The 26,703-nt window shown below is 61.7% G+C and carries 24 protein-coding genes; 11 read left to right on the top strand and 13 right to left on the bottom strand.

The genetic code is table 11. From position 1 onward, the window contains the following. Positions 1-35 precede the first annotated feature (35 nt). The gene (locus J2858_RS06185; RefSeq protein ID WP_210103823.1) at positions 36-269 is read right to left on the bottom strand and encodes a hypothetical protein; all 234 of its coding nucleotides are present in this window, start codon (positions 267-269) and stop codon (positions 36-38) included. A 231-nt stretch (positions 270-500) separates the two neighbouring features. On the opposite strand from J2858_RS06185, the gene xseA reads away from it, so the two are divergent. Continuing rightward, positions 501-2,117, top strand: a complete 1,617-nt coding sequence (gene xseA, locus J2858_RS06180; RefSeq protein WP_210103822.1) for an exodeoxyribonuclease VII large subunit — start codon at positions 501-503, stop codon at positions 2,115-2,117. 322 nt (positions 2,118-2,439) lie between these two features. Here the strand turns inward: xseA and J2858_RS06175 are convergent, their stop codons facing one another. From J2858_RS06175 to J2858_RS06160, 4 genes are all read right to left on the bottom strand, one after another. Then, positions 2,440-2,928: a hypothetical protein gene (locus J2858_RS06175; RefSeq protein WP_210103821.1), complete on the bottom strand. Its 489-nt coding sequence runs from the start codon at positions 2,926-2,928 to the stop codon at positions 2,440-2,442. A gap of 499 nt (positions 2,929-3,427) precedes the next feature. After that, entirely contained in the window at positions 3,428-4,681 is a 1,254-nt protein-coding gene (locus J2858_RS06170; RefSeq protein ID WP_210103820.1) for an aminopeptidase, read from the bottom strand. 59 nt (positions 4,682-4,740) lie between these two features. Then, positions 4,741-5,220 carry a Cys-tRNA(Pro) deacylase gene (gene ybaK, locus J2858_RS06165; RefSeq protein WP_210103819.1) on the bottom strand — a complete coding sequence of 160 codons (480 nt, stop codon included), beginning with the start codon at positions 5,218-5,220 and terminating at the stop codon, positions 4,741-4,743. A 30-nt stretch (positions 5,221-5,250) separates the two neighbouring features. Further along, the gene (locus tag J2858_RS06160) at positions 5,251-5,601 is read right to left on the bottom strand and encodes an ArsC family reductase (protein WP_210103818.1); all 351 of its coding nucleotides are present in this window, start codon (positions 5,599-5,601) and stop codon (positions 5,251-5,253) included. A gap of 166 nt (positions 5,602-5,767) precedes the next feature. Here J2858_RS06160 and J2858_RS06155 point away from each other — a divergent pair, with 166 nt between their 5' ends. Beyond that, positions 5,768-5,935: a hypothetical protein gene (locus J2858_RS06155; protein WP_210103817.1), complete on the top strand. Its 168-nt coding sequence runs from the start codon at positions 5,768-5,770 to the stop codon at positions 5,933-5,935. A gap of 44 nt (positions 5,936-5,979) precedes the next feature. Here the strand turns inward: J2858_RS06155 and J2858_RS06150 are convergent, their stop codons facing one another. Next, on the bottom strand, positions 5,980-7,026 hold the full coding sequence (locus J2858_RS06150) for a LacI family transcriptional regulator (RefSeq protein ID WP_210103816.1): 1,047 nt from the start codon (positions 7,024-7,026) through the stop codon (positions 5,980-5,982). Between the two features lie 413 nt (positions 7,027-7,439). On the opposite strand from J2858_RS06150, the gene J2858_RS06145 reads away from it, so the two are divergent. The 9 genes from J2858_RS06145 (at position 7,440) to J2858_RS06105 (ending at position 19,554) form a co-directional block, all read left to right on the top strand. Beyond that, positions 7,440-8,675 (top strand): ABC transporter substrate-binding protein, encoded by a 1,236-nt coding sequence (locus tag J2858_RS06145; protein ID WP_210103815.1) that lies wholly within the window; start codon positions 7,440-7,442, stop codon positions 8,673-8,675. A 198-nt stretch (positions 8,676-8,873) separates the two neighbouring features. Next, entirely contained in the window at positions 8,874-9,842 is a 969-nt protein-coding gene (locus J2858_RS06140; RefSeq protein ID WP_245365551.1) for a carbohydrate ABC transporter permease, read from the top strand. Continuing rightward, entirely contained in the window at positions 9,835-10,779 is a 945-nt protein-coding gene (locus J2858_RS06135; RefSeq protein ID WP_210103814.1) for a carbohydrate ABC transporter permease, read from the top strand. Before J2858_RS06140 ends, J2858_RS06135 begins: the two co-directional genes overlap by 8 nt. A 5-nt stretch (positions 10,780-10,784) precedes the next feature. Next, the gene (locus J2858_RS06130; RefSeq protein WP_210103813.1) at positions 10,785-11,873 is read left to right on the top strand and encodes an ABC transporter ATP-binding protein; all 1,089 of its coding nucleotides are present in this window, start codon (positions 10,785-10,787) and stop codon (positions 11,871-11,873) included. A 241-nt stretch (positions 11,874-12,114) separates the two neighbouring features. Next, entirely contained in the window at positions 12,115-14,553 is a 2,439-nt protein-coding gene (locus tag J2858_RS06125) for a beta-mannosidase (protein ID WP_210103812.1), read from the top strand. A gap of 42 nt (positions 14,554-14,595) precedes the next feature. After that, a complete protein-coding gene (locus J2858_RS06120) occupies positions 14,596-15,357 on the top strand; it encodes a sugar phosphate isomerase/epimerase family protein (RefSeq protein WP_210103811.1) in 762 nt (253 codons plus the stop codon). 128 nt (positions 15,358-15,485) lie between these two features. Beyond that, a complete protein-coding gene (locus J2858_RS06115) occupies positions 15,486-16,619 on the top strand; it encodes a Gfo/Idh/MocA family protein (protein WP_210103810.1) in 1,134 nt (377 codons plus the stop codon). A gap of 80 nt (positions 16,620-16,699) precedes the next feature. Further along, positions 16,700-18,307, top strand: coding sequence for a glycoside hydrolase family 43 protein (locus J2858_RS06110; RefSeq protein WP_210103809.1), 1,608 nt, complete (start codon positions 16,700-16,702; stop codon positions 18,305-18,307). 320 nt (positions 18,308-18,627) lie between these two features. After that, positions 18,628-19,554 (top strand): LysR family transcriptional regulator, encoded by a 927-nt coding sequence (locus J2858_RS06105; RefSeq protein ID WP_210103808.1) that lies wholly within the window; start codon positions 18,628-18,630, stop codon positions 19,552-19,554. A gap of 129 nt (positions 19,555-19,683) precedes the next feature. On the opposite strand, the gene guaA is transcribed toward J2858_RS06105, so the two are convergent. The 7 genes from guaA to J2858_RS06070 all read right to left on the bottom strand — a co-directional run bounded on the left by guaA (position 19,684) and on the right by J2858_RS06070 (position 26,701). After that, positions 19,684-21,261 (bottom strand): glutamine-hydrolyzing GMP synthase, encoded by a 1,578-nt coding sequence (guaA, locus tag J2858_RS06100; RefSeq protein WP_210103807.1) that lies wholly within the window; start codon positions 21,259-21,261, stop codon positions 19,684-19,686. 40 nt (positions 21,262-21,301) lie between these two features. Continuing rightward, positions 21,302-21,940: a 5'-methylthioadenosine/S-adenosylhomocysteine nucleosidase gene (locus J2858_RS06095; protein WP_210103806.1), complete on the bottom strand. Its 639-nt coding sequence runs from the start codon at positions 21,938-21,940 to the stop codon at positions 21,302-21,304. Beyond that, the gene (locus J2858_RS06090) at positions 21,937-22,386 is read right to left on the bottom strand and encodes a PaaI family thioesterase (RefSeq protein WP_210104156.1); all 450 of its coding nucleotides are present in this window, start codon (positions 22,384-22,386) and stop codon (positions 21,937-21,939) included. The genes J2858_RS06095 and J2858_RS06090 overlap by 4 nt, the downstream gene beginning before the upstream one ends. A gap of 63 nt (positions 22,387-22,449) precedes the next feature. Next, on the bottom strand, positions 22,450-22,902 hold the full coding sequence (locus tag J2858_RS06085; RefSeq protein ID WP_210103805.1) for a TspO/MBR family protein: 453 nt from the start codon (positions 22,900-22,902) through the stop codon (positions 22,450-22,452). A 70-nt stretch (positions 22,903-22,972) separates the two neighbouring features. Continuing rightward, entirely contained in the window at positions 22,973-24,055 is a 1,083-nt protein-coding gene (locus tag J2858_RS06080; protein ID WP_210103804.1) for a DUF1513 domain-containing protein, read from the bottom strand. Between the two features lies 1 nt (position 24,056). Further along, positions 24,057-25,166 carry an imelysin family protein gene (locus J2858_RS06075; protein ID WP_210103803.1) on the bottom strand — a complete coding sequence of 370 codons (1,110 nt, stop codon included), beginning with the start codon at positions 25,164-25,166 and terminating at the stop codon, positions 24,057-24,059. Next, a complete protein-coding gene (locus J2858_RS06070) occupies positions 25,166-26,701 on the bottom strand; it encodes a di-heme oxidoredictase family protein (RefSeq protein ID WP_210103802.1) in 1,536 nt (511 codons plus the stop codon). Before J2858_RS06070 ends, J2858_RS06075 begins: the two co-directional genes overlap by 1 nt. Between the last annotated feature and the right edge of the window lie 2 nt (positions 26,702-26,703).

Here is a 26,703-nt window from a genome sequence, read left to right as displayed (position 1 = left end):
TACCGACAGGACCTGCGGCGATCGGCCGGTCTGGCTCAGGCGGTCTGGCTGCGGCCTTCGGTGACGAAGATGGCGCCCATCAGGCCGATGATGCCGAGATTGTAGCCGGCAATGGCGATGGCCAGATTCCAGAACGAAACCGGTGCGGGCGACACGAACGCGGCCACGGCGAAGATGACCAGAATCATCGCTGCGACGAAGGCGATGGAAAACATCGAGCGCAGGGCGCCCGTTGTAAAGCCGATGCAGGTAGCCGTCAGTAAGAGCACGCTCGGTCTCCTTTTGTCTCTCTGGGCGTTGCGTCCACGATTAGACGGAAAAACGCTAACAGAGTCCGGCTCCAGGCCGCCTTGGCCCTAAATGATCGTTCCTAGCTTTAACGGGCCTTAAAGCGGATAACTCGAATTGTAGTCATTGGTTTCTTGTAGCATCGGCAAAGAAGAGCCGTTTTTCGCGCCAAGACAGGTGAAATGGCACCCGATCTGCGCTAAAACCCCGGCATGAACAGGCTGTCCTCCTCCGACCCCCATACCAATCTTGCAGAGCAAACTGTCTCGGAGCTTTCGGGCTCGATCAAGCGGACGGTGGAAACCGCATTCGATCACGTGCGGGTGCGCGGCGAGATTTCCGGCTATCGCGGCCCGCATTCCTCCGGCCACGCCTATTTTTCGCTGAAGGACGACAAGGCGCGCATCGACGCCGTCATCTGGAAGGGGTCGTTCTCGAAACTGCGCTTCCGCCCGGAAGAGGGCATGGAGGTGATTGCCACCGGCAAGGTGACGACCTTCCCGGGGTCATCGAAATACCAGATCGTCATCGAGAACCTGGAGCCGGCCGGTGCCGGCGCGCTGATGGCGCTGATCGAGGAGCGTAAGCGAAAGCTTTCCGCCGAGGGCCTGTTCGATCCGGCGGCAAAGCAGCTGCTGCCCTTTCTGCCGCAGGTGATCGGCGTCGTCACATCGCCGACCGGGGCTGTCATCCGCGATATTCTGCACCGCATTGCCGACCGCTTTCCGGTGCATGTCATCGTCTGGCCGGTGAAGGTGCAGGGCGAGGGGTCGGGCGACGAGGTGGCGAACGCCATCCGCGGCTTCAATGCACTTTTGCCCGGCGGGCCGATCCGGCGCCCGGACCTGCTGATCGTGGCCCGCGGTGGCGGCAGTCTCGAGGATCTCTGGAGTTTCAACGACGAGGCGGTGGTGCGGGCGGCAGCGGCGAGCGACATCCCGCTGATCTCGGCCGTCGGCCACGAGACCGACTGGACGCTCATTGATTATGCCGCCGATGTGCGGGCGCCGACGCCGACGGGGGCCGCCGAAATGGCAGTGCCCGTAAAGGCTGAGCTGCAGGCGCAGCTTGCCAATCTTGGCGCGCGCCTGCAGGGATCGACATCGCGCCAGATGGACAACCGCCGCCAGGGGCTTCGCGCGCTGGTGCGGGCACTGCCGTCGCTCGACCAGCTGCTGGCGCTGCCCCGCCGGCGTTTCGACGAGGCGGCAACGGGCCTGGGGCGGGGCCTGGAAAAAACCGCGATTGCCAAGCGCCGCAGCCTGGAGCGGGCAAGTGCGGGCCTGAGGCTCGATCTTCTCACCGTGCGACTTGCCGAGCGCCGCCGCCATCTGGTGGAGCAGGGTTTGCGCGCAGACCGCTGCGTGGAACGGCAGGTCTTGCGCGAGCGCGGCCGCATCGAACGGGCACAGGTGGCTCTGTCCGGGCTTCCGGGCCGGCTGCTCACCCATATCGGCCGCGAACGCCTGCAGCTGGCCTCCCTGATGCGCCATGCCGATAGCGCGCTTCAAAATGCCATGGGACGGCGCAAGGCGGCCGTCATGGCGCAGGACCGCGTGCTGCAATCACTCTCCTACAAGAACGTGCTGAAGCGCGGTTATGCCGTGATCCAGACGGCCGAGGGCAAACTGTTAACGCGCGCGGCCGAGGTGGCAAGCGGACAGGCGCTCGCCATCCAGTTTGCCGATGGTGCGGTGTCGGCAACCGCCGGCGACACGGCGGCGACCGCCGTCTCCCCCGCATCCCCGCCCCCGGCCGCTTCGCCCGCACCGAAGAAAAAGGCGCCAAAACCCGCGCCGGACGGAACGGAGCAGGGGAGCCTGTTTTGATGCCTAGGATATGTAGGGTTGAAATCGCTGGTAATGGACGCTCGGTTGCACGGGACGTAAGGGCTGGGTAACGGCCGCGTGTGCAGCATTGGCGCCATCTTGAGCCTTGCGGATCCCTACCCTTCGAATGCAGCGCGATATCTTACCGGAAAAGCCATAGCACTATTTGGTCCTATCGTTCAGACCTGAGATTGGTGGCGTAAGACTTACAAAACTACCTGCTTCGACCTGTAGGTTACGCACGCTGGCTTACCCGTCTTTGAGGAGGCAGATGGCGCGTAGAACAGGATACTGACGATAAGGTATTGTTTTTAAATATATTTTATCCTAGAAGGTCGGGAAAATCGTCGTGCAGAGAAGCACTTTCATCTCCGCCTGCAATGTCATACCTGCCCTCTGGGAGCTTACGAATCTCGTCTTTCATGCGCCACAGCATCGTTGTGAGGACGGCAAGCGGCTCCTTGCCTTCGATTATTAAGCCATCACCTACCAAAGTGTCATACAGTTCTTGCCTCGTCATTGGGCGTTGAGCGCGGCGAATCGCTTCACGTGCGGCAGCGGCAACTTCTTCTTTCGTGGAATTTTTCCGATTCTGGTTCTTATGAGTGCTGGATTGTTCCGTTTTTGTTTCTGCTTCCACATCTTTGGTAGGCGTTGATACAGCATCAGCGAAGAGGTGCCATGTTTTAATGAATGTATCAATTTCGCCTATTTCTCGATCCAGCTGTAAAATTTCAGCATTCAAAGATAAGCGTCTGTTTTGCAGCTGTTTTTTCCTGTTTTCAGCGTTCAGTAGGGCTTGGTCAGACATGCTGTATCCTCCATGGATTTCGAGTCCACTGTATGCGAATTTGCACATTCATACAAGGCGGTGGGCTTGTGGCGCCTGAATTTTGCCTGTATAGGTAAATCATGAATGCCGGAAATGAAAACGGCCCTACAAGGCGTTGCAGCGCCAGAGTAGGGCCGGTTCCGGTCCCGCTGAGCATTTCTCGACTCGCAAGCGGGATAAGATGGATACTATGGATAAGTCTCCCTCGCAGGGGCTTATACCCCAAGTCCGTCTGACATTCAAGAGTCCTCAGACCATAGAGGACCATGCATGTCGCTTCGCGCATGTCATTGGGTCTCACCGTACACTCGCGTTCGCTTCGGGCGTCGAGAGTATGTGTGTGGCCACTGGCGTTGCTGCCTGTAAGGCTGCCTATCGCCTATGCTTCTGCTCGACGGCGTAATCCGTCTATAGCGGTGCCTGAACGTCGGAGTACAGCTCCGGCGTTCTTTTCTGAGAGAGGTACTTCAGCCAAGGCTTACGCCCACTCGCCCTGCCGCATGACCGGAACCTTCGTGCCATCGGCGCGGACACCATCGATATCGACCTTGTCCGAGCCGATCATCCAGTCGATGTGGATGAGCGAGGAATTGCCGCCCTGCGCCTTGATCTGCTCTTGCGTCAGCGATGCGCCGTCGAGGAAGCATTTTGAATAGCACTGGCCAAGTGCGATGTGGCAGGAGGCATTTTCATCAAACAGTGTGTTGTAGAAGAGCACGCCGGAGGCGGAAATCGGCGAGGAATGCGGCACGAGCGCCACTTCGCCGAGGCGACGGGCGCCTTCATCGGTATCCAGAACCTTGTTCAGCACCTCTTCGCCCTTCGACGCTTTCGCTTCGACGATACGGCCCGCCTCGAACCGCACCTGTATGTTGTCGATCAGCGTTCCCTGGTGCGACAGCGGCTTGGTCGAGGAGACATGGCCTTCCACTTTCAGCGCATGCGGCGTGGTGAAGACTTCTTCCGTCGGGATATTCGGGTTGCAGGTGACGCCGTTCTTTGCTTTCGATGCGCCGCCATGCCATTCGTGGCCATCGGCAAGGCCAACCGTCAGGTCCGTGCCGGGGCCTGAAAAATGCAGCGCGGCAAAGCGTTCGCTATTGAGGAAGCTCGAACGCTTCTTCAGGTTGGCATTGTGGTCTGCCCAGGCGGCAATCGGGTCCGGCGTATTGATGCGCGAGGCGGAAAAGATCGCTTCGGCAAGCGCCCGCACGGCATCGTCTTCAGCCATATCCGGAAACACCTGCCGCGCCCAGGCCGGGTTCGGATAGGAGCAGATGTGCCAGTTGATGTCGAAATTGGAGATCTTTTCGAGCGCCGGTTTGTAGGCGATGGAGTTGGCCTTGTTGGCGCGCGCTACCTTTTCCGGATCCTGGGCGGCCAGCATCATCGGATTGTCGCCTGAAATGGCAAGGCGGGCCGCACCGCCGGCATAGGCTTTCGCCATGCCCTCGTAGAGCCAGCCGGAGGCTTTGTCGAAGCTTTCGTCCGGCGCTTCGGCATAGCGTGCAAGCGTGGTTTCCTCGTCCGAATAGAAGGTGGTGACGAGGCCGGCGCCGGCGCGGTAGGCATGGCGCGTGATGAAGCGCACGAGCGGCAAAGCGGCAATCGGCGCGGTGATGATGAGGTCCTGGTTCTTCTGCAGCTGCAGGCCAACCTTCACGGCCACTTCCGCCAGCTTCTCCAGCTTGACGGGATCGATGGCGCTGGTCTGATCGTGGGATTGGGTCATGGGCGGCCTGCTTCCTTGCAAAGTTTCAGAACGGGTGTGACGGGGAGATAGGTCGTGGGCTAGGCCTCTGCAACGACGCTGGCGACGATCGCCGCCAGCACCGTTTTCGCATCCGATGGCGAAAGGCGCACCTGAAGTCCGCGCTGGCCGCCGTTCATGTAGACGAGCGGCTCATCCATGGCGGCCGCCTCGATGGCGGTCGGCACCGTCTTCTTCTGGCCAAACGGGCTGATGCCGCCGACGACATAACCGGTTGCCTTTTCGGCATTGGCCGGCTTCATCATCGCCGCCGACTTGCCGCCAAAGGCTGCGGCGAGCTTCTTCATCGACACCTCGCGATCCGAGGGCACGACGACGCAGACCGGCTTCCCATCCACTTCCGCCATCAGCGTTTTCAAGACGCGGTGCGGTTCCTCGCCGATCGCCTCAGCCGCCTGAAGGCCGATGCGTTCGGCATTCGGATCGTAATCATAGGTGTGGATGGTAAAGGCAACGCCGGCTTTGGCAAGCGCCTGCGTGGCGCGGGTGGTTTTCGACATGGTGGAAACGCTGGTTTTCAGAAGGCGGGATCAGGATTTGGAGAACAGGGCCTCATAGGTTTCAGGCTTGAAGCCGACCGTCAAGCCGCCTTCGGTCTCCAGCACCGGCCGCTTGATCATCGAGGGCTGCGCCAGCATCAGCTCGATGGCCTTTTCGCGGGTGAGTACGGCCTTGTCGGCCTCGTCGAGCTTGCGAAACGTCGTGCCGGCCCGGTTGAGGATCGTGTCGACGCCGAGCTTGTCCGTCCATTCCTCCAGATGGGCGCGATCGATGCCATCGGTCTTGTAGTCGTGGAAGCGATAGGCAACGCCCTGCGCGTCCAGAAAGCTGCGGGCCTTCTTCATCGTGTCGCAGGCCTTGATGCCGTAAAGCGTGATCATGCGTGTCTCCCTTCGGGTCAGTCGGCCCGCCACTGTCTATAAAATTGCCAAATGGTAAAGCCTTGCGGCCTGCGACATGCGGGCGCTGCATGGCTCCCATCCTCTCTTGTGCGTTGCGATCGATGCCCTGCGCTCCCATATCTCAAGCATCACAAAGGAGATGAACATGTCTACGAATTTGAGCAGGATGCGCGGTGGCTTCATTGGTCGTGCCATCGCTGTTTTCGGTGCCGCTGCTGCTGCGTCTGCTGCCGTTGAAGGTGGCCGCAAGCCCTTGAAGCGCGACCTCGTGACGCTCGGTATCGATCCCAAGGCCTTCGACACCATCGCCTGATCTGCGGCCGGTCTATCCAAGGACAAGGCAGCCTCAATCGGCCGCTAGTCCTTCGGCGTCATGTCCGACCAGACCGGTTTGCTGACGCTTTGCAGGAGCTCCGGTGCCACGCCATCGATGCGGGCGATGACGGCCTTGGCCAGTTCCCGGCCGGCCTGGCGCACGTCCTCGTTGATGGCGTGAACCTCCGGGCGGATCCAGTTGAGGAACTCCGCCGATTGCTTCGACACCATGTCGATGCCGTCGCCGAGGCGGGCGCCGGCCGCCTCAAGCCCGGCCACCAGCGCAATTGCCGAACTGCCGCTGATCGAGATGATGCCATCCGGCGGCTCCGAAGAGGACATCAGCCCCTGCATATGGGTGCGGATCGTATCCAGAGACGCCTCGCTGGTGAGGCGGCCCATCGCAACTTCCGTGGCGCCGAAGGCCTTCAGGCCGCGCTCGAAGCCGATGCGGGTGTGCAGGTAATAGGACAGCTTGGCCGGCGGGGCGAGAAGCGCGATGCGGCGTCTTCCCCGCGATGCCAGCTTTTCCACCGCCTGATAGGCAAAGCTTTCATTGTCAAAATCATGAAACGGATGGCAGACGCCCATATCGGTGCGGCCATGGGTGGCGAAGGGGAAATTGCGCTCCGTCATCAGGGCAACGCGCGGATCGTCGGGTAAAGTGCGCGAGATGATCACGCCATCGGCCGAGCCGGTGTCCAAGATGTAACGCACCGGCGCCATCGGATCCTTCTGATGGGCATGCGGCGTCAGCACGAGATGATATTGCGTGCCGGCCAGAACCTCTGAAATCCCGAACATCATCTGGCTGGTAAAACCCATCAGCTCTTCTTCGATGCTCAGAACAAGCGCGATGACATTGGTCTTGCCGGTCCTCAGGCGCACGCCGGCGCGGTTCGGCTGGTAGCCGAGCTGGGCTGCCACCAGACGCACACGCTCTTTCGTGTCGGCACCGATATCGGGTGCATCCTTCAACGCCCGCGAGACGGTGGTGATGCCAAGCCCGGTCATATAGGCGATCGTCTTCAAGGTCGGGCGCGCGCTGCCGGTGCGCTCGGGGATCTTTAAAATGCTGCTGTCGTCCATGCACATCCATCCGGTTCAGGCGCGGCACTATAGCCGCCTTCTTCGTCCCTGAATACGAATGCCTCCTCGCCTTCCGGATTTTTCCGGATCGACAAACTGTAACGTTACAGTCGAAATGTCGAGGGCTAAATGTGCCTTGCTCCGCAATTCATGCCCCGATGGTTGTACAACGCATGCGCGGAATAAATTTTGCACCTGCGAAGGTGTGAATTCTTTCAGCCGGTTTAAAGCGTAAAATTATAAATTAAAATCAAAAGTTTAGGCAAACAATGGGTTCCGATCGTAACGGCTATCTTCGCCCGTTCAGGTTGATGGAGCGCTGCTTGGTAAAAAATCCGTCTCAGGCCGGTTGCATGCGATCTGACTTTGGCATAGGTTTTTTTACGGCAACGTTTCAGTGAGGGAGGAGACTCATGAATATGCGTGCATTGAAGGCCATTCTCGTGGCAAGCGCGATGTTACCCGCAACCTATGCAGGGGCGGCGGACCTGGAAGTGACTCATTGGTGGACCTCCGGAGGGGAGGCCGCAGCCGTCAAGGAGCTGGCCAAGGCCTTTGACGCCACCGGCAACAAATGGATCGACGGCGCGATCGCCGGATCCGGCGGCACCGCCCGCCCGATCATGATCTCCCGCATTACCGGCGGCGACCCGATGGGCGCCACTCAGTTCAACCACGGCCGCCAGGCCGAGGAACTGGCGCAATCCGGCCTGATGCGCGATCTGACGGCGGTTGCCGAAAAGGAAAAGTGGAAGGACATCATCAAGCCTGCAAGCCTGCTCGACAGCTGCACGATCAACGGCAAGATCTATTGCGCCCCGGTCAACATCCATTCCTGGCAGTGGCTGTGGCTGTCCAACGCCGCCTTCAAGACGGCCGGCGTCGCCGTGCCGAAGAACTGGAACGAATTCGTCGCAGCCGCGCCGGCGCTCGAAAAGGCCGGCATCATTCCGCTTGCCATCGGCGGACAGCCCTGGCAATCGACGGGCGCCTTCAACGTTCTGATGATTGCCATCAGCGGCAAGGACGTGTTCCAGAAGGTGTTTGCCGACAAGGACGCCAAGGTGGCGGCCGGTCCTGAGATCGCCAAGGTCTTCAAGGCAGCCGACGATGCGCGCCGCATGTCCAAGGGCAGCAATGTCCAGGACTGGAACCAGGCCACCAACATGGTCATCACCGGCAAGGCCGGCGGCCAGATCATGGGTGACTGGGCGCAGGGCGAATTTGCGCTCGCCAACCAGAAGGCCGGCGTCGATTACACCTGCCTGCCGGGCCTCGGTGTCAACGAAGTCATTTCCACCGATGGCGATGCCTTCTACTTCCCGCTTCTGAAGGATGCGGAAAAGTCCAAGGCACAGGAAGTGCTGGCGTCTACCATCGTCAGCCCCGGCGTGCAGGTGGCGTTCAACCTGAAGAAGGGCTCGCTGCCAATCCGCGGCGATATCGATCTTGCCGCCGCCAATGACTGCATGAAGAAGGGTCTGGAAATCCTGGCCAAGGGCAATGTGGTGCGCTCCACCAACCAGCTGATGTCGGCCGACAGCCAGAAGCAGCTGGAGGATCTGTTCTCGGAATTCTTCGCCAAGCCCGCCATGACCCCGGATGCCGCCCAGAAGCGGTTTGCCGAGATCATTGCCGCGGCCGACTGATCAGCATCGTGCCGGTTCTTTGCGTGAGGCCGGCACGACTTCTTCCGGGCGCGGGCCAATCCGTTGCCCGGAAGGCTTATCCCGAAGACGTCAGACAGCCTTGACCGGCGGCCGCTTGCGCGACCGCCTGACGGCAAAGCCTTGCCTGACATAGGTAAGGGTTTGCCGCCCGAGGCAGCCATTGAGGAGGATGCCCGCATGAGCACCCGCGCGACCGCCAGCGCCCAGCCCGGCATCGGTGCCGGCTCCGGTTCAAGTTCCAGCTCCGGAAGCCGTGCCGCAACCCGCCGGCCGAACCAGCTCTTTCGAAACCTGAATTCCAAGATCGCCTCGATCCCGATGATCCTCGTCGCGGTCTGCGTGTTCCTCGGCGGCACGCTGTGGACGGTGGTCTATTCGTTTACCAATTCCAAGCTTCTGCCGCGCTCCAGTTTTGTCGGGCTCGACCAGTATTACCGCCTGTGGGATGCGCCGCGCTGGGTGATCTCGATCCAGAATCTCGCCATCTACGGCGTGCTGTCGCTGATCTTCAGCCTCGCCATCGGCTTTCTGCTGGCCGCCCTCATGGACCAGAAGATCCGCTTCGAAAATACCTTCCGCACGATCTTTCTTTATCCCTTTGCGCTCTCCTTCATCGTCACCGGCCTCGTCTGGCAGTGGATCCTCAACCCGGAATATGGCGTGCAGTCGATTGTGCGCAGCCTCGGCTGGTCCACCTTCACCTTCGATCCGCTCTATGATTCCAGCATCGTCATCTACGGCGTCCTGATTGCCGGCCTCTGGCAGGGAACGGGGCTCGTGATGTGCCTGATGCTGGCGGGGCTTCGCGGCATCGACGAAGACATCTGGAAGGCCTCGCGCGTCGACGGTATCCCGATGTGGCGCACCTATCTCTTCATCGTCATTCCGATGATGCGGCCGGTCTTCATCACCACGCTCGTCATCATCGCAAGCGGCATCGTCAAGGTCTACGATCTCGTCGTGGCGCAGACGAGCGGCGGGCCGGGCATCGCATCGGAAGTGCCGGCCAAATACGTCTACGACTACATGTTCCAGGCGCAGAATCTCGGCCAGGGCTTTGCCGCCTCCACCATGATGCTCCTGACCGTCGCCATCATCGTCGTCCCCTGGGCCTATCTGGAATTCGGAGGAAAGAAGCGTGGCTAATATTTCCACCCTCAACACCACCGCGGCCGGCCTTGATGCCGTGTCCGGCCGGCTCGGTTCCGGGCCGAGCGGCGCAAGGCCCCGCAAGGTGCTGTCGCAGCGCAATATCATCCTCTACGGACTGCTGATCGTTGCCGCCCTTTACTACCTCCTGCCGCTCTATGTGATGATCGTCACCTCGATGAAGGGCATGCCGGAAATCCGGCTTGGCAACATTTTCTCGCCGCCCATGGAAATTACCTTCGAGCCCTGGGCGAAGGCCTGGGCGAGCGCCTGCACCGGTCTCAACTGCGACGGGCTGTCGCGCGGCTTCTGGAATTCCGTGCGCATCCTCGTTCCCTCCGTCGTCGTATCGATCGCGGTTGCCTCCGTCAGCGGCTATGCGCTCGCCAACTGGCGCTTCAAGGGCTCGGACGTGTTCTTTTCCATCCTCATCGTCGGCGCCTTCATTCCCTATCAGGTGATGATCTATCCGATCGTCATCCTGCTCCGGGAACTCGGCATCTACGGCACGCTGACCGGCCTTATCATCGTCCATACGATTTTCGGCATGCCGATCCTGACGCTGCTCTTCCGCAACTATTTCACCTCGCTGCCGGAGGAACTGTTCAAGGCGGCGCGTATCGATGGCGCCGGTTTCTGGCAGATCTTTCTGCGCATCATGCTGCCCATGTCGCTGCCGATCTTCGTCGTCGCCATGATCCTGCAGGTAACCGGCATCTGGAACGACTTCCTGTTCGGCGTCGTGTTCACCCGGCCGGACAGCTATCCGATGACCGTGCAGCTCAACAATATCGTCAACTCCGTGCAGGGGGTGAAGGAATACAACGTCAACATGGCCGCCACGCTTCTGACCGGCGCCGTGCCCCTGATCGTCTATTTCGTCTCCGGCAGATTGTTCGTCCGCGGCATTGCCGCCGGCGCAGTAAAGGGCTGAACTTCATGGCCAACAGCGTATCCATCCGCGATCTCTCGCTCTCCTTCGGCGCCGTGACAGTGCTGAAGGACCTGAACCTCGACATCCATGACGGGGAATTCCTCGTGCTGCTCGGCTCGTCCGGCTGCGGCAAGTCGACACTTCTGAACTGCATTGCGGGCCTGCTGGAGCCGACCGAAGGGCAGATCTACATCAAGGACCGCAACGTCACCTGGGAAGAACCCAAGGATCGCGGCATCGGCATGGTGTTCCAGTCCTACGCGCTTTATCCGCAGATGACGGTGGAGAAAAACCTCTCCTTCGGCCTGCAGGTCGCCAAGATGCCGAAGCCGGATATCGACAAACGCGTCGCCCGCGCCTCCGAAATCCTGCAGATCGGGCCGCTTTTGAAGCGCAAGCCGGCGGAACTCTCCGGCGGCCAGCGCCAGCGCGTGGCCATCGGCCGGGCGCTGGTGCGCGATGTCGACGTCTTCCTGTTCGACGAGCCGCTCTCCAACCTCGATGCCAAGCTGCGCTCGGAACTGCGCGTGGAAATCAAGCGGCTGCACCAGCAGTTGAAGAACACCATGATCTACGTGACCCATGACCAGATCGAGGCGCTGACGCTCGCCGACCGCATCGCCATCATGAAAAGCGGCGTCATCCAGCAGCTGGACGATCCGATCGTCATTTACAACCGCCCGAAAAACCTCTTCGTCGCTGGCTTCATCGGTTCACCCTCGATGAACTTTTTGCGCGGCGAAATCAGCGAGGTGGACGGCCGCCCGGTGTTTACCACCCATGGCGTCAATTTCTCGCTTGCAGGCTATCAGGCATCGGAACCGCTCTCGGCCGGGCGCAAGGTGGTGCTCGGCGCACGCCCGGAACACATCGCCATTGACAGCGATGTCATGGGCGGTGAGGCGCATGAGGCGGTGGTCGACATCGAAGAGCCGATGGGCGCCGACAATCTTTTGTGGCTGAAACATGCCGGCCACCTGATGTCGGTGCGCATCGGCGGGGCGCGCCGTTATGCGCCGGGAAGCCGCGTGCGCATGGCCTTCGACATGAGCATGGCCTCGCTGTTCGATGCCGAGACGGAAGACCGCATCTGATGGCTGTGGCGTGCAGACAGAAGGCCCCCTCTGGCCTGCCGGCCATCTCCCCCACAAGGGGGGAGAACCGATGGGGCTGCCGCCCAGTTCTTTCTATGACCCTTTGCCGGCATGAGCCGAAGGAAACGGTGCGCTTTCGGGGATCTGTCTCCCCCCTTGTGGGGGAGATGGCCGGCAGGCCAGAGGGGGTTTTTCTCCTCGCGTCCGCCACGCCCCAAAGCGCTGCCGAAGGAAAATCGCCATGACCATGATCGATCTTGCCGGCACCTGGCGCCTGTCCTCGCTTGACGAGGAAACCGCAGCCCTGATGCCGGTGCCCGGCGATGTGCATACCGCGCTGAAGAATGCCGGCCTGATCCCCGATCCCTATGTCGAGCGCAATGAACTGGATCTTCGCTGGGTGGCCGAGACCGACTGGCAGATCGAGCAGGATTTCTGGCTCGAGGATAGTGGTGGCGACTGGTATCTCGACGTGACCGATCTCGATACGGTGGCGACGATCGAGATCAACGGGCAGGTGGTGCTTGCCGCCGACAATGCCTTTCGCCGCTACCGGCCGGATGTGACACAGGCGCTGAAGGCGGGCGACAACCGCATCCGCATTGTCTTTTCCTCCAGCATCCGCGAAGGGGCCGCGCGGCAGGCCCGCCAGCCCTTCTACATTCCCTATTCCACCGCCAATTCGCCGATCCCCAACGGAAACATGCTGCGCAAGCCGCAATGCCATTTCGGCTGGGACTGGAATATCGCGCTGGCACCGCTCGGGCTCTACGGCACGATTGCCCTGAAGAAGCTGGAAACGGCCCGCATCGAGCATGTCGTCACCCATCAGGCGCATGACGAGACCGGTGTCGACGTGACGGTGACGGTGACGCTGCATGCCGAAGCACAAGGCTACGTGGCGCTTGCGCTGGAACTGGGCGAGGAGCGCGTCAAGCTTGATTGCGGGGTAAAGCCCGGCGAGACAAACGTCAGTTATGTGTTTCGCATTCATCAGCCGCGCCTCTGGTGGCCATCCGGCAACGGCGAGCAGGCGCTCTACAGGCTGACGGTGGACCTGCCCGATGAGACCGTCATCCGCCAGATCGGTCTTCGCACAGTAAAACTCATCACCGACCCGGACGAGGCGGGCAGCCGGTTTGCCTTCGCCATCAATGGCCGCGAGATCTTTTGCCGGGGCGCGAACTGGATCCCCGCCGATGCGCTGTTTTCGTTGACATCTCGCGACAAGACGCGCGACCTTCTGCAATCGGCGGTCGACGCCAACATGAACATGATCCGCGTCTGGGGCGGCGGTTTCTACGAGGCCGACTGGTTCTACGACCTCTGTGACGAACTGGGGCTGATGGTCTGGCAGGATTTTCAGTTTTCCTGCAACCTCTATCCTTCGACGCCGGATTTTCTCGACAGTGTCACAGCCGAGGTGGATTACCAGGTGCGCCGGCTCTCCTCGCATCCGTCCATCGTGCTCTGGTGCGGCGACAATGAGCTGGTCGGCGCGCTCACCTGGTTCAAGGAATCCGTCGAGAACCGCGACCGCTATCTCGTTTCTTACGACCGGCTGAACCGGACGATCGAGCAGGCGCTGGGCAAAGCCGTGCCGGAGGCGATCTGGTGGCCGTCGAGCCCTTCCACCGGCTACATGGACTATGGCGATGCCTGGCATGCCGATGGCTCCGGCGACATGCATTACTGGTCGGTCTGGCACGAGAACAAGCCGTTTGCCGATTACCGTGCGGTGAAGCCGCGCTTCTGCTCGGAATTCGGCTTCCAGTCCTATACCTCGCTGCCAGTGATCAGGACCTATGCCGGCGACCGGGATATGAACATCGCCTCGCCGGTGATGGAATGGCACCAGAAGAATGCCGGCGGCAATGAGCGGATCGCGGCAACGATGTTCCGGTATTTCCGCTTTCCGGAAGGCTTTGCCAATTTCGTCTATCTGTCCCAGGTGCAGCAGGCGCTCGCCATCCGCACCGCGGTCGATTACTGGCGTTCGCTCAAACCCCATTGCATGGGCACGCTCTATTGGCAGCTGAACGACACCTGGCCGGTGGCGTCCTGGTCGAGCCTCGATTACGGCGGCAGCTGGAAAGTGCTGCATTATCTCGCGCGGCGGTTTTTTCAGCCGGTTGCCGTGGCCGCCATCCGCTCCGAAGACGGGTCCGAGATCCGGATGTCGCTGGTCAATGATACGCTGTCGGACGTGACGGTGAGCCTTGCCGTGTCGCTGCTGACGCTGTCGGGTGAACGGCGCGACGTGCTGTCGATCGATTCGCTTGTCGCGCCGGATGCGGCGGTGACGGCGATCACTATTCCGGCGGCGGACATCCCGCCCGATTGCCTGCTCGCCTGGCACTTTTCGGCCTCGAACGGCATGGGCGGCGAGGGACATTTCGTGCCCGGCACCTACAAGGGGCTGGATCTTCAACCGGCGCGGCTCACCACCACCGTGTCACCGGCGCCTGCGGGTGGGTTCGACATTCTGGTGCAGTCCGACGGTCTGGCGCTCTTTGTGATGATCGAGACCGATACGCCCGGGCGCTTTTCCGACAATGCCTTTGATCTGGCAGCAGGCGAAAGCCGGCGGATCACCTATCTGCCCGCCGCCGGCGAACCGCTGTCGGAGGCTCCGCAATTTCGCATCTACGACCTTGCCTCTTCATCGGTCGCAGGCTGAACCATACGTCAAGAAAAGGGCCGTCCGGCCCGGGAGGATGACATGACCAAACTCGGCTTCCAGCTCTATAGTGCCCGCAACTTTCCACCGCTCAGCGAAACGCTCTCGAAGCTTTCGGCGGCAGGCTATGCCCATGTAGAAGGTTATGGCGGCATCTATGCGACGATGGACGATGCGGCGCTGAAGGCGCTGCGGGCCGATCTCGATACGGCGGGGCTTACCATGCCGACCGGCCATTTCGGCCTCGACATGCTGGAAAAGGAAACACGGCGGGCGCTGAAAGTGGCCGAAACGCTGGGAATCAAGGCCATCTATTGCCCCTATCTGCTGCCGGACCTGCGCCCCTCCGATGCCAGCGGCTGGTTCGCCTTCGGCCAGCGCCTGCAGGAGGCTGGAAAACCCTTCCGCGATGCGGGCTATGTGTTCGGCTGGCATAACCACGATTTCGAGTTCAAGACGTTGTCCGACGGCTCGACGCCGCAGGAGCAGATCCTGGCTGGCGGGCCGGAACTGTCCTGGGAGGCCGATATTGCCTGGGTGGTGCGCGGCGGGGCCGATCCCTTCGCCTGGATCGAAAGCTATGGCAAGCGCATCAGCGCCGTTCATGTCAAGGACATCGCGCCGGCCGGCGAGAACACCGACGAGGACGGCTGGGCCGATGTCGGCCATGGCACGGTGGCGTGGAAGGATCTGGTCGCGGCGCTTTCCTCGACGGCCGTCGAATATTACGTCGTCGAGCACGACAATCCAAACGATCTCGACCGGCTGATCACGCGCTCGATCGCGGCTTTCGAGGGCTACTGACCGCTTTTGGAAGGGGTGGGCGGTGACGGCTGCCCCTTCTTATCGTCTGCAACACTGCCGGCCCCGCCATTCGATATGCACGCCGGCAGACGCTATTTCCCACACATGTCATCTTCCCGGAGCGCCCCATGGCCAAGGAACTCGGTGTCGGCATCATCGGATGCGGCAATATCTCCACCACCTATTTTTCGCTGGCCCCGCTGTTCAAGGGCCTGAACATCCGCGCCTGCGCCGATATCAACCGCAGCGCCGCCGAACTGCGCGCCGAAGAGTATGGCGTGGCGGCGCAATCCGTCGACGAGCTTCTGGCCAATGACGAGCTGGACGTCATCGTCAACCTCACCATTCCCGCCACGCATTTTGCCGTGTCGAAGTCGATCCTTCAGGCGGGAAAGCACGTCTATTCAGAAAAGCCGCTGGTTCTGTCCCTTGAAGAGGGCGAGGAGCTGCAGGCGATGGCGAAGGCGAAGGGGCTGGCGGTCGGCTGTGCGCCTGATACCTTTCTCGGCGGTTCGCATCAGCTGGCCCGTCAATATATCGACGAGGGCGGTGTTGGCCGCATCACGTCGGGCACCTGCCATGTGATGAGCCCCGGCATGGAAATGTGGCATCCGAACCCCGGCTTCTTCTTCTTGGCCGGCGGCGGGCCGATCCTCGATCTCGGGCCCTATTACATCGCCAACCTCATCAACCTCATCGGGCCGGTGAAGCGGGTGGGGGCGCTCACCTCTATGGCAAATCCGACGCGTACGATCTCCAGCCAGCCGCTGGCAGGCCAGACGATCCCGGTGGAAACCCCGACGAACATTCACGCGCTCCTGGAATTTGTAAGCGGCGCGACGATCACGTTGTCGGCGAGCTGGGATGTCTGGTCGCACCGCCACGCCAATATGGAGCTTTATGGCACCGAAGGCTCGCTCTACGTGCCGGACCCGAACTTCTTCGGTGGCACCGTGGAAGCTTCCGGCCGCAACAAGGATATCAAGCCGCTGGAGGCTTGGGATCATCCCTTCGGCAAGGTCAACCAAGAGAGCCCGAACGGTCCGCGCGCCAATTACCGCACGGCCGGCCTTGCCGACATGGCGATCGCGCTGATCGACGGGCGTGATCCGCGCTGCTCGCTGGAGCGCGCGCTGCATGGCATCGACGTGATGACCTCTATCCTCAAATCGGGCGAGGAGGGCCGGTTCATTGACATGACCACGACCTGCACACAGCCGGCGGCACTGGGCATCGACGAGGCCCAGGCCTTGCTGCGCTGAGAGCGGACGCCGGCCGCGCCTTCGGGACAGGGCGCGGTCGGCCGTAACCTGAACGACGCTGCACCGGAGATAGAGCAACCATGATCCGCAATCCCATTCTGCCGGGCTTCAACCCCGATCCCTCGATCTGCCGCGTCGGCGAGGATTATTACATCGCCACCTCCACCTTCGAATGGTATCCGGGCGTGCAGATCCACCATTCGAAGGATCTTGCCAACTGGACGCTGGTGCGCCGGCCGCTGGAACGCCGCAGCCAGCTCGACATGCGCGGCAATCCCGACAGCTGCGGCATCTGGGCGCCGTGCCTCTCCTATGCGGATGGCCTGTTCTACCTGGTTTACACGGAAGTGAAGCGGTTGGATGGCAACTTCAAGGATGCCCACAACTACATCGTGACGGCCAGAAATATCGAGGACGAATGGTCCGATCCTGTCTATGTGAACTCTTCCGGCTTCGACCCGTCTCTGTTTCACGACGATGACGGGAAAAAGTGGTTCGTCAACATGCAGTGGAACCACCGCACCGAAAGCTATGGCGGCGCGCCGAAAACGCCGGCCTTCGACGGTATCCTGCTGCAGGAATGGGATGCCAAGGCCGGCCGCCTCGTCGGCCCGGTCAAGAACATCTTTGCCGGCAGCACGCTCGGGCTGGTGGAAGGCCCGCATCTCTTCAAGCGCAACGGCTGGTACTATCTGACGACGGCTGAAGGCGGCACCGGCTATGATCATGCGGTGACGATGGCGCGCGCGAAAACCATAGACGGACCTTACGAGATGCATCCGCACACGCATCTCATCACGTCCAAGGATCACCCGGAGGCGCCGCTGCAGCGCGCCGGCCACGGGCAATATGTAGAAACGCCGGACGGCGAGGCCTATCACAGCCATCTCTGCGGCCGGCCGCTTGCGCCGAAACGCCGCTGCACGCTCGGGCGCGAGACGGCGCTGCAAAAATGCGTCTGGCGGGACGACTGGCTGTATCTCGCCGACGGCGGCACCGTGCCGGCAGTCGAGGTGGAAGCTCCGAACGGCGCCGAGACGCATCCGAAAAATGCCCGCATCGAAACGACCTTCGAGGGCCCGGAGCTTCCTGCGGATTTCCAGTGGCTGCGCACGCCGGAGCCGGAGCGCATCTTCAGCCTGACCGTCCGGCCGGGTGCTCTGCGGCTTTACGGGCGCGAAAGCATCGGATCATGGTTCGAGCAGGCGCTTGTGGCGCGCCGGCAGGAGCATCACGCCTTCCGGACGGAAACCGTGCTGGATTTTTCGCCCGACACCTATCAGCAGGCGGCGGGGCTGACGCATTATTATAACCGCCACAAGTTCCATGCTGTGGCGGTCACCCTGCATGAACAGCTCGGCCGCGTCATCACGCTGTACTCCTGCCCCGGCGATTACCCGCATTCGCGGATGATCTTTCCCGTCGGCAGCGGCGAGTCACTGGCGGATGGCCCGGTACATCTGGCGCTGGAGGTCAACGACAATGACCTGCAGTTCTTCCATCGCACCTCGTCCGGCGGCAACTGGCAGCCCTTCGGTCCAGTGCTCGATGCCGGCGTGATTTCCGACGAAGGCGGACGCGGCGAACACGGTTCCTTCACCGGTGCCTTTGCCGGCATGTTCGCCTTCGATATCACCGGCCGAGCCGTTGCGGCGGATTTTTCGCTCTTTGCCTATGAGCCGCTTTGAAAATCGCCCGATCGTTAATTTTGCCGAGAAGGCTTTCCCTTGTAGAGGTGTCTGGAAGTCATTGATGTTTATGATATAAAAACTATTCATGGGGAATTATATTATAAAGTACGAAAACGTTACATAAAGAAATTTTGTGATTTCCGAAATACAACTCGACATTATTGATGGTATTCAATTAGAAATGCGATCGGGTGCGAATTTCAACTGTTCCTGATCGTATGCAAGGTCTGGTGGCTCTGACAATGCCTAGGGGAGGTGTCCTTGCCACCCTCTGGCCAAAGGATCTGATCGGGTTCCGTGAGCGGAAGGGGGTCGGATTGCGCGTACTGGATAATCCGCTGACTGCGTTTAATCTCAAGGTGCTTTGTACTCTTCTGGAAGAGAGGAATGTGACACAGGCGGCCAACAAGCTGCAATTGTCACAGCCTGCCACCAGTCTGGTTTTAAAGCAGCTGCGGGAAATATTCGGCGATCCGCTTCTCTTACGCGGCGACGGGCGCATGGTGCCGACGGAGCGCGCGCTGATGCTGCGCGACGCCGCAATCCGTGCGCTTGCCGACCTCAACGAACTGATTGTCCACCCGGATGATTTCGATCCGCAGAGCTTGCGCCAGACCTTTTCACTGGTGCTGTGTGGAAACCTGTCGCCATCGCTGCTTGCCCGTTTTGTTCGCGAGGTGACGCGGCAGGCACCGGGCGTGAAGCTCTTGATGCGAAAGGTGACGGACGTCAACGAGGTCGCGAACCTGCTGGTTGCCGGCGTGGCCGATCTGGCCGTCGGATCCTGGATCGACCCGCCGGCTCACCTCAACAGGGCTCTGCTGTTCGAGGAGGACTTCGTCTGTCTCGTCGACCGCGACCATGCCTTCACGCGCGCAACTCCGACCTTTGTCGATTACGCCAATGCCCGCCATGTGGTGACGCAGGATTGTGCCGAGACCGGTGCATTCGGCCTGGAGAAGCGCAGCCTCTCACTGCAGGTGACGCGAGAGCGCACGATCACGGCAACCGACGAATTGACATCGCCTTATCTTCTGGTTGGAACGGATCTCGTGGCAACTGTCACCCGCAGCGTCGCCGTTCATTACGCCAGCATGCTGCCGCTTGCGGTCATCATGTGTCCGGTCCCGTTTCTACACTCGCATTTCTACCAGATCTGGGATGAACGCTGCGATTATTCTCCGGCGCAGAAATGGCTGCGCGCGCAGCTTGCGGCAGCCTGTCGGAGTGACACGGTGGCGTGAGACGGGGGCGGGCAGGCCGGCAGACGCCCGTTCCGATGGACGCGGCCTTGTGCCGATGGCGCGCGCTGCGAGGAATGGGCCGGATCGGCCGTAAAAACGGCCGTGATTGCTCACGGCCGCCGGTTCAAATTATTCCCACTCGATCGTGCCCGGGGGCTTCGAGGTTACGTCGTAGACGACCCGGTTGATGCCGCGCACTTCGTTGATGATGCGGGTGGCGGTGCGGCCGAGAAAGTTCATGTCGTAAGGGTAGAAATCGGCGGTCATGCCGTCGACGGAGGTGACGGCGCGCAGGGCGCAGACGAAATCATAGGTGCGGTAATCGCCCATGACGCCAACGGTCTGGACCGGCAGCAGCACGGCAAAGGCCTGCCAGATGGTGTCGTAGAGGCCGGCCTTGCGGATCTCGTCGAGATAGATGGCATCGGCCTTGCGCAGGATGTCGAGCTTTTCGCGGGTGACGGCGCCGGGGCAGCGGATGGCGAGGCCCGGGCCCGGGAAGGGGTGGCGGCCGATAAAGCTGTCGGGAAGGCCAAGTTCGCGGCCAAGCGCGCGCACTTCGTCCTTAAACAGTTCGCGAAGCGGCTCCACCAGAGCCATGTTCATGCGCTCAGGCAGGCCGCCGACATTGTGGTGGCTCTTGATCGTGACGGACGGACCGCCCGAGAAGGAGACGCTTTCGATGACGTCCGGATAGAGCGTGCCCTGGGCGAGGAACTTTGGCGCACCCTTGCCGTCATTGGCGATCTTGCCGGCCTCGGCTTCGAAGACCTCTATGAACAGGCGGCCGATCGTCTTGCGCTTCACTTCCGGGTCGGTGACGCCGGCAAGCTCGGTGAGGAAGAGGTCGGACGCATCCACATGAACAAGCGGGATGTTGTAATGGTCGCGGAACATGCCGACCACCTGCTCGCTCTCGCCCATGCGCATCATGCCGTGATCGACATAGACGCAGGTCAGCTGGTCGCCGATCGCCTCGTGGATGAGAATGGCGGCCACGGAGGAATCGACACCGCCGGAGAGACCGCAGAGTACGCGGCCGGTGCCGACCTGCTCGCGGATCTTGCGGATCATTTCGGCGCGGTAGGCGGCCATGGTCCAGTCGGATTTCAGGCCGACGATCTTGTGGACGAAGTTGGAGAGAAGCTTTGCACCGTCAGGCGTGTGCACCACTTCCGGGTGGAACATGGTGGTGTAGTAGCGGCGCTTCTCATCGGCTGCGATGGCAAAGGGCGCATTTTCGGAGGTGGCGATGACCTCGAAGCCCTCGGGCAATTCGGTCACGCGGTCGCCATGGCTCATCCAGACGGGATAACGGCCACCGGCGGTCCAGAAGCCCTCGAACAGCGGACTGTCCTTCCGGATCTCGACATCGGCACGGCCGAATTCGGCGGCATGGCCACCCTCGACGGTGCCCCCGAGCTGGGTGCAGAGCGTCTGCTGGCCGTAGCAGATGCCAAGGATCGGCACGCCCGTCTCGAAGACTTCTTCCGGCGCGCGCGGGCTGCCTTCGGTGGTGACCGAAGCCGGGCCGCCGGAGAAGATGACGCCTTTCGGCGAAAGCTTCAGGAAGGCGTCGCGCGCATTCTGGAAGGGGTGGATTTCGCAATAGACGCCGGCCTCGCGGATGCGACGGGCGATCAGCTGCGTCACCTGGCTGCCGAAATCGATGATGAGGATGCTGTCGGGATGGGCTGTCTGGGTCATGGCGAGCCTTTAATGAAAACTTCCGCTTTTCGCAACCGGGTCAGAGCGCCAAATCGCCGGAAATCAGGGCCTGTGCGAGACGATCGACGGCATCTGCGAGTTTTTCGTCAATCACATGCAGATACTCGGTCCAGTCTCCCACATGGGCAAGTTCCGCCTTGCCGTCGGAAATACCGCGAAGCCCGATCAGCGGCACGCCAAAACCTTGCGCTGCGCGCAGCACCGCAAAGGTTTCCATGTCGACCATCTCTGCCTCAATCGCATCATAGGCCGGGCCCGAAATGATGTGGCCGCCGGTGGAGAGCGAGGCTGCGGGGATGCCGGGAATGGCATGCGGCAGAACAACTGCGGCCGGCAGATCGAGAAAGGGGGTGCGGCCCTTTTCGAAACCAAGCGGCGAGGCATCCATATCGCGGTAGCCGACGGAGGAGACCTGATAGACGCCTGTCTGTTTGAGGCTCCGCGATCCGGCAGATCCGAGGCAGACAACGAGATCGGGAAGATTGTCCTGCGCCTGAAGCCTTGTCAGCGTGCCTGTCACGGCAATGGCGGCCTCCACCGGTCCGACGCCGGTCATCAGCGGGCGGATGCGCGCCCTCAGGTGCGTGCCATATTCGGCATCCACGGCCATGACGAAGAGGACGGATCGGTCGGCGATGGTCAAAAGTTCAAAACTCATCCGGAAATATCCTGCCTGCCGCGGATCACCATCATGCTGCCGCTCATCGAGGCAATCAGTTTTGCCGGGCCGTCGCTCAAGGCATAGGCGCGACCATCGGCCACGATGATGGTGGAGCCGGGTTTGGTGATTTCGCCGCGAAAGAGAAAGCGCTCTCCGCGTCCCGGCGACATCAGGTTGACCTTGAACTCGATGGTCAGGATCGAAGCTTCCGGCTCGATCACCGTATAGGCGGCATACCCGCAGGCGGCATCGAGGCCGGTGGCAATGACGCCGGCATGCAGAAAGCCGTGCTGCTGGGTGAGTTTTGCATCGAAGGGCATTTCGATCTCGACCATGGCCTGTTCGACGCGGGTCAGTTTCGCCCCGATGGTCACCATCGCCTGCTGGCGATCGAAACTGCGCCTCACACGTGCGCGAAAATCTCCCGGATCGATATCGTCCATGCCCTGCCATTCCTTGTGCGGCCGCGAAAGTGGCATGGCCGGCGCCGGGCCGCAAGCCTAAGGCTAATTCAGAAGGAAAAGCGAAAGGTTGAGCAGGCTCGCAAATCCCACCCAGACGGCATAGGGCACAAAGAGGAGGGCGCTCACGCGGTCCGGCTGCCAGTTCTTGCCGATGAAGACGAGGATAGAGGCAAAGAGCGGGATGATGACGACGAGGCCGAGGGCGGTGCTTTCCATGCCGAAGAAGGCCGGCGTCCAGAGAAAATTCAGCGCCATCTGGCCAAACCACAGCTGCGTGCGGCTGGAGGCCGGCGCCTGAAGCCAGAGACGAGCCCCGGCGATGCCGATCAGCACGTAAAGCGCAGTCCAGACCGGCCCGAAAATCCAGTTCGGCGGATTGAAAGGGGGCTTCTGCAAGGACTGGTACCAGTGGCCCGGCACGTTTGAGACGCCGATCAAAGCCCCAAGGCCGACCACGACGAGAATGAACAGGAGATGGACGAGAAGCTTTTTCATGCGGCCTAACTAGGGCAGTTTGCGCCGATAACCATGGGTTGAGGCGAAGCGTCGCGACGGATGTGTGCCCTTAGGCAAGGTGCACGAGATGCTGGTCCCAGGCAACCTCCGAGCGGGTTACGGCGAGGCGCCCGTCATAGGAGGAAACGGCAAGACCCTGCGGCGCACCGGCAATGCCTGCCGCATCGGCAATCGCCTGTTCGGTAATCACCCGGCCGCTCCGGGTATCAAGGATGACAGCAGCCCCAACCTTGGGGGAGGCCAGGCCGACCAACCGCTCCTTGCGGTTGACGGCGATGGCGCCGACATAATTTCCCAGCCGCTGGGTGGTTTCGTCCGGAAGCGACACGAAACGCAGGTCTTCCCCCAGCGCAAACGAGCCGGCAAGCGGCGGCAGGTCGCTGCGGGGCCCTTCATACTGGCAGGCAAACCAGATGCGCCCGCCCTCATCCACATCCAGATGCCGGGTGGAGAGCTGGCTGAGATGGGCCGGCAGCGCGTGACGCTGCACCACATGGCCGCTCGCGGCATCCAGAAGGACGAGCGACGGCTGCATGCGGTCGAGATTAAGCTTGGTGCGGCCGAAATCCGGATGGGTTTCGATGCCGCCATTGGCGACAATCAGGTGGCGCCCGTCATCGGAGACGGTCATGTCGTGGGTGCCGATGCCGGCGGCCTCGAACTCGCCGATGCGGGCAAAGCCGTTTGTTGCATCGTAAAGCCCGATCATGCCGCGATTGCCATCGAAGTCGTTTTCGCTGGCATAGAGCAGGCGCCCGTCGGGGGAAAAATAGCCGTGACCATAGTAATGGCGGCCCTCCGGCGCGTGGATCAGCACCGGTTGTTCACCCCCCTTCGGATCGAAAATCATCGCGAAGGTGCCGGGGCGGCGGGCAAAGGCAACGCCGCGTCCGGTGACCTTGCAATAGGCAAGGCCGTGGGCGCGGGCAGGAAGCGCAATACGGTCGATGATCCGGCCCTCGGCAGTGGTCGTGGCAATGCCATAGGTGCCATCAGGGCTTCTGAAGCCCGCGGCAAAGACGGCATCCGCCCGCTCCAGCGCATAAAGGTTCTGCGGCGCAAGGGCGGCCAGGAAGCCGATGCCGGCGGCGCGCATGAACTGGCGCCGGTCGATCTCGCCGGTGCGCACCATGTCAGTCCCCATCCGAGAAGGAGAAGCCGGCACCGAGCCCCAGGCCGCCCCCCAGCCCGTCGCTGAGACGTAGAATGAGGTCACGGCTGTCTTTCAGCAGAACATCGAGCTTCTGGCGCTGTGCCTGGTCGGCAACGGCCACTTCCACATCGGGCTCCATCTCGTTTGCCAGCTTTGTCAGCGATATCAGCAGATCATCGATGGAGCCGACAATCGGCTGCTGGTCCGGAGCGAGAAGATCGCGAAAGCCGGAAGTATCCAGCAGCCGGTGAATGCCCTCGAGATTGCCCGCGAGCATGGAGAAGGTGAGCTTCGAGCGCCAGAACAGCGCCTGGCGGGGAAAGGTGTTGTTGGCCTCGCCCTTGTAGAAGGTTTCGATGCGCTGGTCGCGCGCGGCCTCTGCCGAATGCACGAGGATGCCGAGCGCCTCGGTGACACCTTCATGGCCGTCGCGGAAGACTGCGCTGTCCGCGCCGGGGTTCTTCCAGTCCTCCTGGATGCCGTCCGGCTCGTCCCAGAGCTGGGTGAGTTCGGTGGCGATGCGCTGCACATTGCCGGCAATGGACAGGCCATAGCGGCAGCGAAAACTGTCTTTCTCGCTGAGGAGGACGTCCTTGCCGGTGCCGTAAAGCACGAATTCCAGGGCGCCGAGCCCCTGCACGGCAACGCTTTTCTGCGCAAGACCGGCCGGCGATGTCGCCCCGTCATCGGCGCCTGCCAGCACGGCCTGCACTTGGCGAAGGCCGGTACCCTTGCGATCGGGATAAAACAGGATGCGCTCGAAGCGGTAGGCATCCAGCACCGGTCCGACCCGGACGATCTCGATGCGCGACCAGCTTCTGGCCGCATGTTCGAAGGCCGATTGGGCCGCCTCGTAGCTCTTTTGCGAAGGAGCCGCGCAGAGACCTGCCATGGCATCGGTCAGCATGGCGCTCTCTCCGGCAAATGCGCGATAGCCTGGGCGGATGAAGTCATCCACCACCTTTGCCATCACCTGTTTCGTCGCCTCCTCGCTCAAGGTTTTTGACGGGGCCGTCGCATCCACCTCCTCGGCAAGGCCCGGCGTGGCAAGGAACAGGGTGAGCGCGAGAGCAGACAGCCATCTCGACATCAGAGCGTCTCCAGGAATTTCAAAAGCAGATCCCGGTCGTGCCGGGTAAGTGCGGAAAATGCGGTACGGGCGCGTTCCGCCTCGCCACCATGCCACAGAATGGCTTCGGTGAGGGAGCGGGCGCGGCCGTCATGCAGGAAAAAACTGTGGCCGCTGACGGTCTTCGTGAGCCCGATGCCCCAGAGCGGCGGGGTGCGCCAGTCGCGGCCACCGGCCGTGCCGACGGTCTGGCCGTCCGCCAGGCCTTCGCCCATGTCGTGCAGCAGAAAATCCGAATAGGGCCAGATCAGCTGGAAGGCGAGCGCCTTATCGTCGGCGTTGCGTCGGGTGACATATTTCGGCCTGTGGCATGACGCGCAGCCCGAGGTGTAAAACAGCGCCTTGCCGGCCAGAACCTCCGGCGCATCGACATCCCGGCGCATGGGGACTGCGAGGTTTTCCGAATAGAAGGTGACGAGATCCATCACCGGATCGGGCGCCTCGCTGTCGCCAAGACGGGGCTGAACGCCATTGGCCAGCGCATGGCAGGCGGTTTGGGCAACCGTGCAGTCGCCATAGGGGTCGAGCCGGTCGGGCGTTGAAATTCCCATGTCGCCGGAAAAGGCAGCCGCCACCTGATCGCGCACGCTGGCATTCTGCGCCTTCCAGCCGAAGCGGCCGAGGGTCAGCCGACCGGTGCGGTGGTCCCTCACCACAGCCGCCTTGCCAAAGACGCCGTCATGATTGCGGTCGCCCGGATCGACATTGGCAAGAATATCAGCCTCGGCGATGGCTTCGATCAGTCCCATGCCGGGCATGGGCGGGGCAATGCGCGGGGAGAGCGTGGTGTCTTGGGCAAGCGGGCCATAGGCGCGTTTGGACACGTCATACCGGGGTTTGCGCAGCGTGACCACGGTGCCGTCGGCTAGCGTGACGGGCTGTTCCTCGTAGCGGATGTCGATTTCGCCTTCGGCGGCAAGACCAGGCACCGCCAGATCCTGCAGTTGTTCGCCATAGGTCGGATCGGGAAAATTGAGGAGATCGTGGCGGTCGATCATCGCCTGTTCGGCGGGCGTGCGGGCCGGTCGCGCAAGCCGCAAAAGCATCGAGGTCGCGTCGCCAGATCCCTCCGGCGGATGACCGCGGCCATCGCGGATATGGCAGCTGAGGCAGGAGCGGGCATTGTAAAGCGGCCCGAGCCCGTCGGAGGCCTGCGTGGAGGAGGGGGCGGCGACCCAGAGCTTGGAAAACAGCGCATTGCCGAGCGAAAATTGTTCGCGCGCGGAAAAATCCAGATTGGCGGAGAATTGCGAGAAGGCGTTTGCATCGACAGGTGCTGTCGACGTGGCGGCCCCGCCGGCCATGGCCTCGAAGGGTTCCGGCTTTGAAAAGTCGGTGGTGACGGCCGTGACGGCGTCGACGCGCTGGCGGTCCTTTGGCGAAAGATCGGTGCGCTGCTCTGCGCCAGGCGCTGCGCCAAGGGCTGCAGCAGGAGCAAGGCAGGCTGCGCCGGACAGGGCAATGACGAGGGCGAGAAATGCCGGGCGCTGGGTCATAG

The sequence above is a fragment of the Neorhizobium galegae genome, from assembly GCF_017877135.1.
Classification (GTDB): domain Bacteria; phylum Pseudomonadota; class Alphaproteobacteria; order Rhizobiales; family Rhizobiaceae; genus Neorhizobium; species Neorhizobium galegae_A.
The sequence above is the reverse complement of the archived record's forward strand: the minus strand, read 5'-3'. Positions and strand labels throughout refer to the sequence as shown.